At 45.5% G+C, this 14,854-nt stretch carries 18 protein-coding genes (1 of these 18 only partly in view); 16 read left to right on the top strand and 2 right to left on the bottom strand.

The genetic code is table 11. The features are described from left to right. Window positions 1–99 precede the first annotated feature (99 nt). Window positions 100–666 carry a pyridoxamine 5'-phosphate oxidase family protein gene (locus tag ACYCS5_RS07000; protein ID WP_069011999.1) on the bottom strand — a complete coding sequence of 189 codons (567 nt, stop codon included), beginning with the start codon at window positions 664–666 and terminating at the stop codon, window positions 100–102. 424 nt (window positions 667–1,090) lie between these two features. Between ACYCS5_RS07000 and ACYCS5_RS06995 the strand changes: the two genes are divergently transcribed. Further along, a complete protein-coding gene (locus tag ACYCS5_RS06995; protein WP_245231603.1) occupies window positions 1,091–1,717 on the top strand; it encodes a DUF6483 family protein in 627 nt (208 codons plus the stop codon). Continuing rightward, window positions 1,704–2,918: a class I SAM-dependent methyltransferase gene (locus ACYCS5_RS06990; protein ID WP_029517183.1), complete on the top strand. Its 1,215-nt coding sequence runs from the start codon at window positions 1,704–1,706 to the stop codon at window positions 2,916–2,918. Before ACYCS5_RS06995 ends, ACYCS5_RS06990 begins: the two co-directional genes overlap by 14 nt. 80 nt (window positions 2,919–2,998) lie before the next feature. Here ACYCS5_RS06990 and ACYCS5_RS06985 read toward each other — a convergent pair whose 3' ends face one another. Beyond that, window positions 2,999–3,322 (bottom strand): hypothetical protein, encoded by a 324-nt coding sequence (locus tag ACYCS5_RS06985; protein WP_029517184.1) that lies wholly within the window; start codon window positions 3,320–3,322, stop codon window positions 2,999–3,001. 145 nt (window positions 3,323–3,467) lie between these two features. Between ACYCS5_RS06985 and uptA the strand changes: the two genes are divergently transcribed. From uptA to ACYCS5_RS06915, 14 genes are all read left to right on the top strand, one after another. Then, entirely contained in the window at window positions 3,468–4,082 is a 615-nt protein-coding gene (gene uptA / locus ACYCS5_RS06980; RefSeq protein ID WP_029517185.1) for an undecaprenyl phosphate transporter UptA, read from the top strand. Between the two features lies 1 nt (window position 4,083). Beyond that, window positions 4,084–4,653: a thioredoxin family protein gene (locus ACYCS5_RS06975; RefSeq protein ID WP_029517186.1), complete on the top strand. Its 570-nt coding sequence runs from the start codon at window positions 4,084–4,086 to the stop codon at window positions 4,651–4,653. A 3-nt stretch (window positions 4,654–4,656) separates the two neighbouring features. Next, on the top strand, window positions 4,657–5,286 hold the full coding sequence (locus ACYCS5_RS06970; protein ID WP_069012005.1) for an MBL fold metallo-hydrolase: 630 nt from the start codon (window positions 4,657–4,659) through the stop codon (window positions 5,284–5,286). A 241-nt stretch (window positions 5,287–5,527) separates the two neighbouring features. Next, window positions 5,528–5,737 carry a hypothetical protein gene (locus ACYCS5_RS06965; protein ID WP_069012007.1) on the top strand — a complete coding sequence of 70 codons (210 nt, stop codon included), beginning with the start codon at window positions 5,528–5,530 and terminating at the stop codon, window positions 5,735–5,737. An 80-nt stretch (window positions 5,738–5,817) separates the two neighbouring features. Then, window positions 5,818–6,204: a hypothetical protein gene (locus tag ACYCS5_RS06960; protein ID WP_025675434.1), complete on the top strand. Its 387-nt coding sequence runs from the start codon at window positions 5,818–5,820 to the stop codon at window positions 6,202–6,204. Between the two features lie 304 nt (window positions 6,205–6,508). Continuing rightward, entirely contained in the window at window positions 6,509–6,796 is a 288-nt protein-coding gene (gene gatC, locus ACYCS5_RS06955) for an Asp-tRNA(Asn)/Glu-tRNA(Gln) amidotransferase subunit GatC (protein ID WP_013311910.1), read from the top strand. 27 nt (window positions 6,797–6,823) lie between these two features. Next, a complete protein-coding gene (gene gatA, locus ACYCS5_RS06950) occupies window positions 6,824–8,281 on the top strand; it encodes an Asp-tRNA(Asn)/Glu-tRNA(Gln) amidotransferase subunit GatA (RefSeq protein ID WP_023990257.1) in 1,458 nt (485 codons plus the stop codon). A 26-nt stretch (window positions 8,282–8,307) separates the two neighbouring features. Beyond that, entirely contained in the window at window positions 8,308–9,753 is a 1,446-nt protein-coding gene (gatB, locus tag ACYCS5_RS06945; RefSeq protein WP_013311908.1) for an Asp-tRNA(Asn)/Glu-tRNA(Gln) amidotransferase subunit GatB, read from the top strand. A 129-nt stretch (window positions 9,754–9,882) separates the two neighbouring features. Then, complete coding sequence (locus ACYCS5_RS06940; RefSeq protein WP_029517189.1) at window positions 9,883–10,344, top strand: GNAT family N-acetyltransferase; 462 nt, start codon at window positions 9,883–9,885, stop codon at window positions 10,342–10,344. 95 nt (window positions 10,345–10,439) lie between these two features. After that, a complete protein-coding gene (locus ACYCS5_RS06935) occupies window positions 10,440–11,153 on the top strand; it encodes an MgtC/SapB family protein (RefSeq protein WP_029517190.1) in 714 nt (237 codons plus the stop codon). A gap of 83 nt (window positions 11,154–11,236) precedes the next feature. After that, window positions 11,237–11,890, top strand: coding sequence for a hypothetical protein (locus ACYCS5_RS06930; RefSeq protein ID WP_029517191.1), 654 nt, complete (start codon window positions 11,237–11,239; stop codon window positions 11,888–11,890). A 7-nt stretch (window positions 11,891–11,897) separates the two neighbouring features. Next, entirely contained in the window at window positions 11,898–13,301 is a 1,404-nt protein-coding gene (locus ACYCS5_RS06925) for a DUF4097 family beta strand repeat-containing protein (RefSeq protein WP_029517192.1), read from the top strand. Window positions 13,302–13,409: 108 nt separating this feature from the next. Beyond that, window positions 13,410–13,841, top strand: coding sequence for a Fur family transcriptional regulator (locus ACYCS5_RS06920; protein ID WP_029517193.1), 432 nt, complete (start codon window positions 13,410–13,412; stop codon window positions 13,839–13,841). Between the two features lie 184 nt (window positions 13,842–14,025). Further along, window positions 14,026–14,854, top strand: the 5' end (the start) of a protein-coding gene (locus ACYCS5_RS06915; protein WP_069012010.1) for a glycosyl hydrolase family 18 protein. The gene runs 890 nt beyond the window's last position; only the first 829 of its 1,719 coding nucleotides appear in the window; it begins with the start codon at window positions 14,026–14,028; its stop codon lies off the right edge, out of view.

Below are 14,854 nucleotides of genomic sequence, written 5' to 3'. Positions count from 1 at the left end.
TTTCTTGTATGCAAATTGTTTTTAGATGTGGTCACTATACATTCAGTTTATTTGAATTTTGCTGACTTGTTGTATCATATCGGTTAATGTGCAGAATACCTAAGTCATATTATTTTTGTTCAAGGCAAACGCCGTCGGCAAACCATCAATACTCTCTAAACTTTTCTCGTATGCATACTTTTTAAGTACTTCTTCGCCCATCTGAATCGCCACGTCCTTCAGCTTTTCCCGTTCGCTCGTGTAAGTCATGAAGGGAACTGCAAAACCACATGAATCCTGCACCATATGAACATCAACTACTATGATTTGTCTTGCTCCAGGAAGTGGATTAAAGAGAGGATACAGCTCATTCCAACGCTTTGTATTGGGCAACACGACTGTGCCAGTACCATAGAGTCTTAATACACTGGGCTCGCCTTCAAATGCACAGAACATGATGGTTACCCGTCCGTTCTCTATAATGTGCGCACTTGTTTCGTTGCCACTTCCCGACAAGTCGAGATAGGCTACCTCCTGATCTGACAAAATACGAAAGGAATCATATCCCTTGGGGGAAATATTCACATGCCCCGTCTCGGATATCGGTGCTGATCCTACAAAGAAAATATGCTGTCGCTGTATGAACTCTTTATATTCCGGTAGTATCGCACTGAATTTTTTTCCCATACTTAAACGTCCTCCCCTGTAAAATATCAATGCATAATTTTGTTTCGAATGAAAATAAATATTTTATTTTATTATATGAATCAATAAATAATAAAGATTATTTTTGTTTCGTATGAAACAAAAATAACACGAGACTAACGGAGAATCAATATCAAATTTTCAAATACTCTATTTCGTTAGTCCATGATCGGCTACAAAACACTGTACTAACGGAATGTTACGTGCCATACGTGATTTCTGAGTGTCGAATCTTTGATGCTATAAAGTATTTGTAATTGTGTTAAATGAAATTGCGGCATGGCGGTGGCATTTGGCTTTTAGACAAGGATGTCATACAATCAGAAGACAGAAGTTTCTGGTTGTCTAGGCATCGGGATGAAAGGAAGGGAACGGCTTGCTTAGAAAAGACTATTTGCTCAGTATGATGGAAGAATTGACATCCGCAGTAGCATCGGTGCTCGGTCTTAGGCGCGAAAATAAACACATCGAAGCGCTGAAACAGCTAGATGACCTGCTCAACAAGCAGTTTCGTCTTCGTTCAGATCTGCTCAGACGATTGCCGCCGGAACAAATTATTGAGCTTTTCCGATTGGGCCCTGGAATTGAAGCGGATAAGCTTCAGCAGGTGGCTCGCATTTTGGAGGAAGAAGCCGCGATTTACCTGGAAACCAGCAGAACAGACGAAGGTATACGAATCTTGATGAAATCTCTTCATTTATATTTGTACAGCGATACGAATGGCGCGACTCGTGATCTGCAGGTCCTGCCTGAACGAATAGCGTGTATCGTAAAGCTGGTGCGCGAATATGAGCTCCCCCCTGAAACCAGCAAGCTGCTGGCTGTTCATTACGAGCGAGAAAACAGGTTGGACGAAGCCGCCGATGTCTGGTTTGGATTGGCATGGGAGCAGCCAGAGCTGCTAGCGGAAGCGGAGACGTTTTATAGTCAATTACTGGATAAGACCAATGCAGAGCTGGAGCTGGGTGGAATTTCACGCCAGGAAGTCACCGAGGGTTTGACCGAGATCACCCAATTACATGAAAGAAAGTGAGATGTACCTTTTGGATTCACTGCGCGAACTTATATACCAATTGACCACGGGAGGATCCCTCATAACAGCGACGCTGAGTCAGCTTCGCAAACGGGAGGATGCTTCTTTTACTAAAGTACAAATTAAACCTGTAGAATTGAAAAACAAACTGCATTACCAGTTTGCTTTTCATTACAGCAACAAAGTCATTCATGAAAATCTGACCCCTGACGAAGCTAACGAGCGTATGACTGCCTTGTTTGAGGACACGTTCCGCCAAGGACTTTTATGCGCCAAGGATGCAGACTACCAAGTGCTGATCAGTAAAAAATATAAAGTATCCATTCTGACAAAGTCACCGAGCAAAAGTAAAGCGGACCTGTCTCATAATCGCAAAAAGCAATATGTGCTCGAAGAAGGGGAACGAATTCCTTTCCTGATTGAGCTGGGGATTATGAATGAGGATGGTAAGGTACTGGCCCGCAAGTATGATAAGTTTCGTCAAATTAACCGGTTTCTCGAAATGGTGCAGGATGTATTACCTAGCCTTCCGGTAGGCCGCCCATTGACGATTGTGGATTTTGGCTGTGGCAAATCGTATTTGACCTTTGCGTTGTATCACTATTTGGCTGTACAGCAAAAGCGACCATTGCAGATCGTTGGTTTGGACTTGAAGGCAGATGTCATTGAAGCCTGTAATGTTCTGGCTCAAAAGCTGCAATATCGACAGTTGGAGTTTCTGGTCGGTGATATCGCAGACTATAACGAACTGGAACAGGTGGATATGGTTGTTACCTTGCACGCTTGTGATACTGCAACAGATGCGGCGCTGGAAAAGGCTGTTCGCTGGGGTGCTTCCGTCATTTTGTCGGTTCCGTGTTGCCAGCATGAGCTGTTTAACCAACTGGAAAATCCGGTATTGGAGCCGTTGCTTTCCCACGGCATTTTAAAGGAGCGTTTTTCTGCACTGGCAACGGATGGAATCCGGGCCAAACTGCTGGATATGATGGGATATCGGACACAGCTATTGGAATTTATCGACATGGAGCATACACCTAAAAATATTCTGATTCGTGCCGTCAAAGGGCAAGCGGGAGAACAATCCGTTCTGTGGCGTGAATACACAGCATTTCGGGATTTTATTCATGCTGATCCTTATTTGGAACGCGCTTGTGCGGACTTGCTTCCCGAAGGAGCGGGGAAAAAGCAGACACATAGCTAGGAATATAGTAAAAGTGGAGCCACTGCGGGGTGGCTCCACTTTTTTGTAGTTCACAGTTCATGATTGCAGTACACAAACATCTATCCGCCATAGGCATTTCTAAAAGCGGTGCACAAGACATCGCGATCCACCTTCCACAATGCCGCGAGCTCCTCGCTGACATCTTCATCCCACCAGTCGCACAGTAGTTTGCGATTACTATGGTTTTCCGCAATCCAGATAAGGTGTCCGACGACCTTGCGGCAGTATAGTTCTTCGCCCTGCTTGACCAGATCAGGAGCAATGTGAACAGGCAGACGTTTGCAGGTTCGATACAACTCTTTGGTACATGCGCGGCGGATACCACGAGCCGTGGGTAATCGGGATTGTGAATTGTCATGTTTGGGGAATTTGCCGGGAGGCATATTGTACCCCCTCCTCTCTCTCACAACTTATGCGGGCAGAGGATCCGGGGTCACTGACTTCCCTTTTTGGACGAAGTGGCGACTTGTTCTGCCGCTGTGATACACTAAATGAAAATAGAGAAACAGGCAGGGAGTGGGAAGAGAGATGGACCAAATATCTAGTATCATTAATTATTTGTTTGAGATCATTCGTAGTCTTGGGTATTTTGGTATTATGCTAGGCTTGATGGTGGAGGTCATTCCAAGTGAAATAGTCCTCGCTTATGGCGGTTTTTTAGTGTCCTCGGGTCATATTAATTTTTTTGGCGCAGTCGTGTTTGGAACGATTGGCGGGGTGCTGGCCCAGTTGTTCATTTACTGGATTGGACGCTATGGCGGCAGACCCGTTTTAGATAAGTATGGGAAATACATACTCATCAAAAAAAGTCATGTTGACCACGCTGAAGCCTGGTTCAATAAATATGGCACAGGGGTCATTTTTACAGCTCGCTTTATCCCTGTTGTTCGTCACGCGATCTCAATCCCTGCCGGGTTGGCTCGAATGAACGTATGGCGCTTTATTATTTTGACAACGCTGGCGATTATACCTTGGTCTGTTTTGTTTATATATTTAGGTATGCTGTTGGGAGACAAGTGGGAACAAATTGACGAAGTGGCAGCACCTTACATCAAACCGATTTTGCTGGTTGCTCTTGCGCTCTTGATCATTTATTTTGTTATCAAATGGATTGTAGCCAAAAACAAAAAAGGAAGTGTATAACATGAGCCGTACTAACGTATCGCAATATTTCGGAAAGGGCTTGAGTCCTGAACAATTTATGGAGGGCATGGAAAAGAACAAAGAAGCCTTCCGCTCTGGATACGATCAGTTTGTGTGGAGCAGCGAAGAGGATCGGGAGTTTTTTGAAAGCCTGAACCATCGTGATGATCTGCGTGTGCTTATATTGGCTGCCGACTGGTGTGGGGATGTAGTACGCAATGTGCCAGTTGTGTTCCGCGCGTTGGAGAATAGCGGGATTCCAACCGAAGTATTGATTCTGGAAAATCATCAGGCGCTGATGGACGACTTCCTGACAATGGGCGGACGTGCTGTGCCGATTGTGATTTTTGCGGATACGGGAGGTCATGTACTTGGCCACTGGGGACCACGCCCTGCACATGTTCAACAAATTATGATCGCATTCAAACGTGAAAATCCAGATCGGGAAGCCGATGATTATCAAGAAAAAATCGCAGTTGCTCGTAAAGAAATGGCTGGAAAATATGGGGAGGGAACCGAGGTCCATCCTGTAATTGTTCAGGAATTACGCGAGCTGATCTCGGGATTTTAACTTATGACATTATCTATTCGCAGTTTTAATCTCGGCCCGCTCCAGACGAATGCTTATTTGCTTCAAGGAGATGATCCGAAGCGCGCTGTTATTATTGATCCAGGGATGAATCCGGGTCCTTTGCTGAGAGCCATTGAGCCACTGACGATTGAAGCTATCCTGCTGACGCATGCCCATTTTGACCATATCGGAGGAGTAGAGGAGATTCGCAATGCCAAAGACTGCCCGGTTTATCTGCACGCCTTGGAGCAAGACTGGCTTACATCTCCTAAGCTGAATGGCTCCTTGATGTGGCCAGAGGCATCCCCTCCGATCTCGACGGAACCAGCCGAATATGACTTGGCAGAAGGTCAACAATTGAACCTGATCGGTCACACGTTCCGGGTTTTCCATACACCGGGCCATTCACCCGGAAGTGTCAGCTTTTTATGCGGCAAAGATCTTTTTTCCGGGGATGTGCTATTTCGTCAGGGCGTTGGACGCACGGATCTGGCGGGCGGCCGCGAACGGGATCTATACGATTCTATTCAGAACAAATTGTTTCCACTCGGAGATGACGTTACAGTCTATTCCGGTCACGGTCCCAAAACGTCCATCGGTTATGAGAAAGCTAACAATCCGTATATCCGGTAAATGTGATGAATGTTCAGTAGGGGCAAAATCAAAGGTGTGACAGGTTTTGCCCCATTTCGACAACAAATTATAAATTATGTATAGACAAAGGTTTTTATTTTTGTTAACATAAATTTATTGAAGTTACATACTAAACTCGCGAAGCACGCAAGCTGTGGATGAATCCCGGTTTGCGTTCTTTTTTTTGCCCATTAAGAGGATAAAGAGGCATGATGCCGTCAGATCACAAGGGGGAGCAAGAATGAAAAGAAAACATATATATGGGGTACAACGTGAGATTGGAGGTAGTTTCCGGGTTCCCAATATAATAGATATTGAAGATTCTGTGGCAGATTCCGAGCCGAAGATCATAACTTGGAAAAAGGTGAAACGACGGGGCGGAATCCCTACACAAAACTGGCATGTGAGGCTGAATGAACACAGGTTGGGACGTGGAGACGGTCGATTATGAAGATACATAGATGATATAGACAAGCTACTTTTTTTTTAGTAGACTTAGCAGATAAGTTCAGACAAACGGGGGGGCTAACGATGCATCATTTAGGAGCTAGAATTATGATCGTCGCGGATGCTTTTGAGCAGAATCTTCCTGTGGGCGAACATGGTTATATCATTGCTTACGACCGTAATGCGGACAATGCTTTTGACTATGTCATTCGCGTACCGAAGGTGAACCGCAATTTTTTTGTACCATCCGGAGACATCGAGCTGGAAGAGAGTATTCTCAAGCTGGAAGCCGAGCGGATTGAGCGTGAAGCGCTGATAGATTACGCCCTTGCTACCCATAATGAGCAACTGTTCATGCATGTGATGAACGGTGGTATTGATTCGGTAGAGACTGAGGAAGAAGAAACCGCGGCGGAGTTGTTGTCACAGGCTGATTTTATCAGACAAGTCAATTTGCGTGCTTGGATATAGAAGTCGGCTACGGTCGATTCTTTTTAAGAATATATAAAGGGCACAATCTCAGCTCCTATAGTTTTCACGAAAGAGCACCGAAAGGTGCTTTTTTTATATTCTTTTAGCAACATTTACCTCATCGAAGTGCAGTTTGCTTCTGTACCGCGTCAAAGATTGAATTGTAAAGGGTTCTATCCTATAATTAAAAACGTTATTTCAAAGTTCGGTGCAGCATTTTTTAATATCAGGATTTTGCAAAATTCGATTTCAGTCGCTTATTGGATTTTTTGCAAAATCCTCATATACATGAGGAGGGTTTTGTATGAACATTTCCACGGAAGATGTCCGTCACGTAGCCAAGCTGTCCAGGTTGAATCTGACCGCGGCTGAGGAAGAAACGATGACAGGACAATTAAACGCCATTCTCCATTATGCGGAGAAGCTGAATGAGCTGGATACGGAGCAGGTAAAGCCGACCACTCATGTGCTGCACGTCAGCAATGTCATGCGAGACGACGAAGTTCGCGAAAGTTTGACACATGAGCAAGTGATGCGCAATGCACCTGAAGAAGAAGACGGACAGTTTAAGGTTCCTGCTGTTCTGGAATAGATCTCATATTTGAAAGGAGGATGCAAATTGAGCTTGTTCAATAACACATTGCCCGAGATACATAACAAGCTGCATCAAAAGGAAATTTCCGTGAGTGATCTGGTAGGACACGCTCTGGAGACAATTGGTGCGCGGGAAGACAAGATCAGAGCTTATATTACCGTTGACGAGGAACAGGCCCGTGCATCCGCACGTCAGCTGGATGATCAACTGATTTCCGGAGAGGAAAGAGGGTTGTTGTTTGGCCTGCCAGTTGGCATTAAGGATAATATTGTGACAGAAGGGCTGCGTACAACATGTGGCAGTCAGTTTTTGAAAAATTTTGATCCCGTTTACGATGCCACAGTTGTTAGCAAGTTACGCGCAGCGCAAACCGTGACACTCGGTAAAATGAACATGGACGAATTCGCCATGGGCGGCTCTAACGAGAACTCCAGCTTTTTCCCTGCACGTAACCCTTGGGATTTAGAACGTGTTCCCGGTGGTTCCAGTGGCGGCTCGGCTGCGGCTGTTGCAGCGGGTGAGGCTTATTTCACGCTCGGCTCGGATACAGGGGGTTCCATTCGCCAGCCCGCTTCTTACTGCGGAGTAGTTGGCCTGAAACCAACCTATGGTCTAGTATCCCGCTTTGGACTGGTGGCTTTTGCCTCCTCTTTAGACCAAATTGGACCCATTACTAAAAATGTTCAGGATTCGGCCTATGTCCTACAAGCCATTGCAGGTTATGACCAGAAGGACTCCACTTCTGCAAAGGTAGACATTCCTGATTATTTGAACGCTTTAACCGGGGATGTAAAAGGACTACGTATCGCTGTGCCTAAAGAGTATCTTGGTGAGGGCGTCGATCCTCAGGTCAAGGAGAAGGTGCTGGATGCACTGAAAACGCTGGAAGGATTGGGCGCTGTATGGGAAGAGGTATCTCTTCCACACACGGAATATGCGGTTGCGACATACTACCTGCTGGCTTCATCCGAAGCGTCATCCAATCTGGCACGTTTTGACGGCGTGCGCTATGGTGTACGTTCTGACAATCCAGACAACCTGCTTGATCTATACCATCAGTCCCGTACGCAGGGTTTTGGTCCTGAGGTGAAGCGTCGGATTATGCTAGGTACCTATGCGCTCAGCTCTGGGTACTACGATGCTTATTATTTGAAAGCTCAAAAAGTGCGCACACTGATTAAACAGGATTTTGATCGTGTATTTGAACAATATGATGTGATTATCGGACCTACTGCACCGACAACTGCTTTCAAAATCGGCTCGCAAGTGGACGATCCATTAACAATGTATTTGAACGATATTTTGACGATTCCGGTGAGCTTGGCTGGTGTGCCAGCCATTAGCATTCCGTGTGGTCTAGCGGATGGAATGCCAGTCGGACTACAAATCATCGGAAAAGCCTTTGACGAGTCTTCCGTGCTACGCGTAGCTCATGCTTTTGAACAAAATACCGAATTTCACAAGCAGCGTCCGCAGCTGTAATTTGCCAAAAAGGAGGGAACCTATTCATGTCTACAACTACATCCAAGTATGAGACGGTCATCGGACTTGAAGTGCACGTGGAATTGCATACGAAGTCTAAAATATTCTGTGGATGCTCGACATCCTTCGGAGCACCACCCAACTCTCATACATGTCCGGTCTGTCTCGGTCATCCAGGGGTATTGCCGGTATTGAACCGTCAGGCCGTTGATTATGCGATGAAAGCAGCAATGGCGCTGAATTGCACCATTGCTGATGTGAGCAAGTTTGACCGCAAGAACTATTTTTACCCCGATTCACCTAAGGCCTACCAAATCTCACAATACGATCAACCCATTGGCGAAAATGGCTGGATTGATATTGAAGTGAATGGTGAGACAAAGCGTATCGGTATTACTCGACTGCATCTGGAAGAGGACGCAGGGAAATTAACACATGTTGATGGTGGCTACGCATCTTTGGTCGATTTTAATCGGGTCGGCACACCATTGGTCGAGATCGTTTCGGAACCGGAGATATCTTCGCCGGAAGAAGCCAAGGCCTATCTGGAAAAAATACGTGCCATTATGCAGTATTGTGACGTATCCGATGTGAAGATGGAGGAAGGATCACTTCGCTGCGACGCGAATATCAGTCTTCGTCCGCATGGACAAAAAGAGCTAGGAACTAAAGCGGAACTGAAAAACATGAACTCCTTCCGTGGCGTACAGCGCGGACTGGAATATGAGCAGTTCAGGCAGGAGCAGACGCTGGACGAAGGCGGAACAATTGTACAGGAGACACGTCGTTGGGATGAAGCACAAGGTAAAACTTTATCCATGCGTGGTAAAGAACAGGCCCATGACTATCGTTATTTCCCAGACCCGGATCTCGTTACTCTTCATATAGACGAGGAATGGAAAGAGCGCATCCGTGCTTCGATTCCTGAATTGCCTGACCAGCGTAAAGCACGCTACACTTCCGAATATGGATTACCTGAGTATGATGCCCAGGTGATTACGTCCTCCAAGCCATTGGCCGATTTGTTCGAGGATAGCCTTCAATTCACCAAGGATGCCAAAGCAGTATCCAACTGGATTATGGGGGATCTACTCGGTTATTTGAACAGTGCCGGTGTTGAACTGTCGCAGGTTAAATTGACCGGTCGGGGCTTGGGTGAAATGATCGGACTGCTGGAGAAGGGAACGATCAATAGCAAAATCGCTAAAACGGTCTTCAAGGAAATGCTGGAAAGTGATAAACTGCCACAGCAAATTGTCGAAGAAAAAGGGCTTGTACAAATCAGTGATGAGGGTGCGATTCTTACAATTGTCGAACAAGTTGTAGCAGCTAACCCGCAATCGGTCGAGGATTACAAAGCTGGCAAGCAAAAGGCCATCGGCTTCCTAGTCGGTCAAGTGATGAAGGAGAGCAAGGGGAAGGCAAACCCTGGCCTTGCTAATAAGTTGCTGACGGAAGTGCTGAACCGCTAATGGCATAGATTTGACAGGGGCTTGTCTTTTAGGGACAGGCCCCTTTTGCATAGCCGCTAAGAATGGTTGGCGCGAACAAGCTTTAGAACCTGATGGCATTTTATGAGTTTCCTTAGGAGGGAAAACAGCATGGTTACCCTATGTTCATTGGAAGATGATGATATCGTCAGTCAGATATGGCGTCTACAGCATGTTGCCTATAGGCTGGAAGCTGAGCTGATTGGGTTTGATGAAATTCCTCCACTGATGGATACATTGGATACGCTGAGAAGCTGTGGAGAGTCTTTTTATGGGTGGCTGGAGGACGGTGAATTGCTAGGAGCACTGGCTGTGCAGTCCGAATCGCCCGATTCGCTTACCCTTACACGTATGATGGTTCACCCAGATCATTTTCGTAAAGGCATTGCAGATTCTTTAATGAAGCATGTTTTGAATGAATATCAAAATATCCCGTTGTTTATCGTCTCTACAGGAACTCTAAATACTCCTGCGGTGGCGTTATATCGAAAACATGGCTTTCGTCCCGTATCTGCGGCTGAGGTCGCTCCAGGCGTGGAATTAACTACCTACCATCTGCATAAGGTGGAATAGCATTGAGGTATCAAATTGACATTAAAAATGCACATAAGCCCACAAACCGCGCACCCGGAGTGGGAAGCACGACATAACCGGGAGGAGAGACTCGAATGAATAATCCGTGGATTATAGACGATTCACATATCATTTTACGGCTTTTACTGTCCATGCTTCTCGGTGGATTCATTGGGTTTGAACGCGAGCGTTCCAATCACGCAGCTGGTTTGAGGACTCATATTATGGTCAGCCTTGGTTCGACGCTGATTATGCTACTCTCCATTTACGGCTTTGCCGATTTTATTAAAGAAGCTAATGTACGCATAGATCCCGCTCGTTTGGCTACCGCTGTGATCACTGGCGTAGGCTTTTTGGGTGCAGGAACGATTATGTTCACAGGTAAATCCATTACCGGACTAACGACTGCGGCTTCCATTTGGGTCGTGGCTGCTATTGGCCTTGGGGTTGGAGCAGGGTTTTATTTCCCATCTATAGCGGCGACAGTGCTCGTATTTTTAAATTTATGGGTGTTTAACAAAGTTGAACTTCGGTATATGCGTGGACGCAAGCGCCATCTTATTACATTGTACGGATTGGCCTCTCACGGATTGCTGGATCAGATTTCGACTTATTTAGAGCAAGAAAAAGTGGAAATACGTAAAATAATGATTAAAGAACATGAAAATGTCCCATTTCACGAATTACATCCAGATCGGCAGAGTATGGAGGTTTCCCTAGAGGTGCTGGCCCGTCATGATTTTAATCCTGTACGTATTGCAGCAGATTTACGACAATGGGAAGATATAGCTGCAGTCTCTGTTGAGTAATAGGGTACCTTTTTTTAACAGTTACTCTTAACTCTGATTGGGGTACTATGTAAGCATTGAAATGTTTTTCAGCGGAACCACGTATGGGATTCAAAGGGGAGGATGGCATGAACTCGGAACAACCGTTACCGTCTGGAGAGGCTGGACAGCTACAAGCATCGGAACAGCTGGAACAACCCAGACAGGGGAAGCGTCTAAAATACGCTAAATTTCGCAAAGTGATTGCCATTATCATGGCGGCATTGTTACCCGGACTGGGACATCTTTTTTTAGGACTGTTTATCAGGGGGCTTAGTTTTATTGTATTGCTCCTGCTAGATATTTTTGCGATGCTGTATGTTTCCTCTGACGGCTTAAGGATCAACATTCCATTACTTATTTTGCTTGGATTGTTCATACCTGTTTTATATTTTTATAATGTATATGATGTCTTACAGTCTGCAGATTATATGGTTCGCTATCGACGTAAGCCTGATCGTTATGTACGAATGGATGCTAGAGGCCAGCAAAGTAGTCCTTTTTATGCGTGGGAGAGAGGCTTTGCTTTTGCTGTGCTGATGGTGGCAGGCGGTGGGCTTATGATTTTGTTTCGCATGAAACCTCGCTGGTTGAGCAATTTCTTTGAGGATTATGGATTCCTTACGCTGGCTATTTTATTAATGATGATCGGTTTATTCCTTTTTCTAAGGGAAGCCTTTCTGACCTTTAAGCGTAAAAAGTTGAAAGAAAGAGGGTGAAGCTGGCGTGCACCGTAAAATAAGAGTCGGGCGCTACACCTCTTCGCTTCTGTTGATGGCTGTAGGCATTTTGCTTATTGTAGATGTGTTTCAAAATACTGAATATATGCTTCAACTCCTCGTTTGGTGGCCCGTAATCTTCGTGCTTTGGGGACTGGAGTATCTAATTTTTTTTGCTGTGTACTTTCGGAAAGAAGGCAAGTCTGACAATGGAAGGCGATTCAGACCTGACCTAAAGGGGATTCTGTCCGCTTTGGTAGTGGCAGCCTCGGTTTTTATCGTGACCCAGCAAAATCATTATATGTATCTGTGGAATCGGGTCAGTCTCAATCTGACGTCAGCCTCTATGGATTTTAGCCAGGCTAAAGAGAATCGGTATGATATGGGTGGTGTGCTGGTACCTGTAACTATGCAGACGTCCGATTTAATAGTTGATTCGGTTAATGGTGATGTAACACTGATCAGACGACCTGTGTCCAATATAGAGGTACGAGGGACTCTATGGGTGGATCAAGCGCCTGCTGCCGAAGCGGACAAGATTGCTCAAGCTTCTTCACTGACTTCTACCGACGGCAAGACTATCCAGATTCGTCCGGAGGCACAGTCATACGGAGCATCAAGCAAACGTCAGCCCCGTGTGAACATGCTGATCACCGTGCCTGAGGACCGACGGTTCAATATGCAGATTAGAACCTCCAACGGGAATATTACCTTGAATGGAGTTGATGCTATTGACAGCATTAGACTCGAGAGCGGTAATGGAAATCTCATCGTTAATGACGCTATCGGCAATGTCAAGGGAGGCACGCTGAACGGTCAGGTTAAATTGCATCGGATTTCTGGAGATGTGGATGTGCGCACGAACCGAGGCGACATGCAGGCAGGCGATATTGAGGGAGCTGTCACACTACATACCATGGTAGGTGACATTCAGCTTGCTCGTTCGGAAGGAGATATCACTGTTGATACTCAGAATGGGGACATGAATGTGTTGAATTCTACAGCCAAGCTGAATGCTAATTCGCTTAATGGCTCTATCAAAGTGCATAGCGAACAGGTGAGCGGAGATTGGAAAATATACAGTGCTGTCGGTGATATCGTATTGGATCTTCCGTCGAATGGAGATTTTCAGTTAGAGGGTTCAAGCAGTTATGGTAATCTTCAATCCGATTTTCCATTTAAAATAGACAGTAAAAGTATTTCAGGCCAAAACGGGACAGGCAAGTATGCGATCAACGTGGAGGGCAACAGTAATTTAACCATTAAAAAGTTACTGATGCCGTCGTTACCCGACTTGGAAGATTCCGGGGGTACGACTGCGCCCGATACATCTGAAATCTCTCCGGCTGAACCTAGAGCTCCCGAGACAGATACCTCTATAGGAGCATCCGGCGACAATACGGCGCGTTGACAAGAAACTTGAGTAGACCGTACAATGTGAGTAGGTTTAGAAGTAAGTTGTAAATAGATGCGTGGTAATTGATAGGATCGTAAGTAAGGGATAAGGCGGTGGACATATATGGCAGCACGCGTCCAGCATGCTTTGGAACTTCTAAAGAAGACAGGTGTACGCATAACACCCCAGCGTCATGCCATATTAAACTATTTGATGGAAACCATGGGGCATCCGACTGCAGATGAAATATATCGAGCGCTTGAGTCCAAGTTTCCAAGTATGAGTGTGGCTACGGTTTATAATAACTTAAAGATGTTTATAGAAGCGGGTATGGTACATGAGTTGACCTATGGAGATAACGCCAGTCGTTATGATGCCAATATTTCGGAGCACTATCACATCATTTGCGAAAAATGCGGAAAAATTGAAGATTTCAGTTATCCCTATTTGGCTGATGTGGAACGTCATGCTGCGTTGGAAACAGGCTTCGAAGTGCATGGACATCGTATGGAGTTACACGGAGTATGCAAAACTTGTAGTAACAAACAAACGTAACGAAACAAGGAATAGAGTTTTTTTGTGCGGTATGTATATATTGTAATGGATTGGAAACGTGAGCAATTCTCCGTAAGCGGGGATTTACCGCGTTTTTTTGTTTAAATCACTTTACTTTTGTTTCAAGTAATCTGTTGAGGTTACAAAATACGGAATTCAAAGTTCATACAATGGAGGTTCAATATTGGCCAGAAATCATTCCAGACGCCGCCGTAAACGTTCACGATTCAAAGGAGCGGCAAGCCTGCTATTATTTGCAGCGATTATATGCGCAATTACTGTCGTATGGTTTGGTAATCCCCTTCATGAGAAACCCGATTGGCAGGGCAGTGTCCGTCCTATTTTTATGCAGGGCAAGTTGACTGGGTATGAAGCTCAAAGCTCCGGCAAGAACATGCTGATGCCGCTTAAATTGGTGCAAAGTCAAATTGATCCTTCGGTTCGCTATGAGGATGACAGCCAAACCGTCATTATGGCGACGAGACAAAGCTTGCTCTATATGAAGGTTTCGAAGGCACAAGGGGAATTGAATGGTAAAACATATGCGCTGAGCGCAGCCCCCCAGGTGATCAGTGGAGAGGTATATATCCCGATAGAGGCTGTACGTGAAGTATACGGCGTTTCTATACACGAAGACTCTGTAACGGGTGCCGTTATCTTGATGAAGGCCGGCGAGAAGGTCAGGCTGGGTAATGTAGAAAAGAAGGATGGGCAACAGGATGCTAGAATTGCCTTACGTAAAGAAGCCTCTAGCCTATCTTTTATTTTGACAGATGTACCTCAGCGGACGAAAGTACGTATCTGGTCCCAACAGGGTGATTGGTATTTTGTGCAGTTAGACAATGGCTATGCAGGATACATTAAATCAGACCATATCGCTGAAGGAGAAGAGCTTGTGATTCCTTCGGTTAAGGACGATTTGTCCATATCGGAGAAGCATTGGGAGGGTAGACCAGTGAATCTCGCTTGGGAAGCCGTCTATAATCGCAAGCCCGATCCTTCCAAGTTTGATC

Source organism: Paenibacillus sp. SEL3 (genome assembly GCF_054602585.1).
The sequence above is the reverse complement of the archived record's forward strand: the minus strand, read 5'-3'. Positions and strand labels throughout refer to the sequence as shown.

Bases quoted from the DNA above. Each gene is read 5' to 3' on its own strand.
- gatB (WP_013311908.1), top strand. From the start codon at position 8,308: ATGTCTACAACTACATCCAAGTATGAGACGGTCATCGGACTTGAAGTG.
- ACYCS5_RS06990 (WP_029517183.1), top strand. From the start codon at position 1,704: ATGAAAGAAAGTGAGATGTACCTTTTGGATTCACTGCGCGAACTTATA.
- ACYCS5_RS06930 (WP_029517191.1), top strand. From the start codon at position 11,237: ATGGGATTCAAAGGGGAGGATGGCATGAACTCGGAACAACCGTTACCG.
- ACYCS5_RS06975 (WP_029517186.1), top strand. From the start codon at position 4,084: ATGAGCCGTACTAACGTATCGCAATATTTCGGAAAGGGCTTGAGTCCT.
- ACYCS5_RS06965 (WP_069012007.1), top strand. From the start codon at position 5,528: ATGAAAAGAAAACATATATATGGGGTACAACGTGAGATTGGAGGTAGT.
- ACYCS5_RS06995 (WP_245231603.1), top strand. From the start codon at position 1,091: ATGGAAGAATTGACATCCGCAGTAGCATCGGTGCTCGGTCTTAGGCGC.
- ACYCS5_RS06940 (WP_029517189.1), top strand. From the start codon at position 9,883: ATGGTTACCCTATGTTCATTGGAAGATGATGATATCGTCAGTCAGATA.
- ACYCS5_RS06960 (WP_025675434.1), top strand. From the start codon at position 5,818: ATGCATCATTTAGGAGCTAGAATTATGATCGTCGCGGATGCTTTTGAG.
- ACYCS5_RS06920 (WP_029517193.1), top strand. From the start codon at position 13,410: ATGGCAGCACGCGTCCAGCATGCTTTGGAACTTCTAAAGAAGACAGGT.
- uptA (WP_029517185.1), top strand. From the start codon at position 3,468: ATGGACCAAATATCTAGTATCATTAATTATTTGTTTGAGATCATTCGT.
- gatC (WP_013311910.1), top strand. From the start codon at position 6,509: ATGAACATTTCCACGGAAGATGTCCGTCACGTAGCCAAGCTGTCCAGG.
- ACYCS5_RS06985 (WP_029517184.1), bottom strand. From the start codon at position 3,322: ATGCCTCCCGGCAAATTCCCCAAACATGACAATTCACAATCCCGATTA.
- ACYCS5_RS07000 (WP_069011999.1), bottom strand. From the start codon at position 666: ATGGGAAAAAAATTCAGTGCGATACTACCGGAATATAAAGAGTTCATA.
- ACYCS5_RS06935 (WP_029517190.1), top strand. From the start codon at position 10,440: ATGAATAATCCGTGGATTATAGACGATTCACATATCATTTTACGGCTT.
- ACYCS5_RS06970 (WP_069012005.1), top strand. From the start codon at position 4,657: ATGACATTATCTATTCGCAGTTTTAATCTCGGCCCGCTCCAGACGAAT.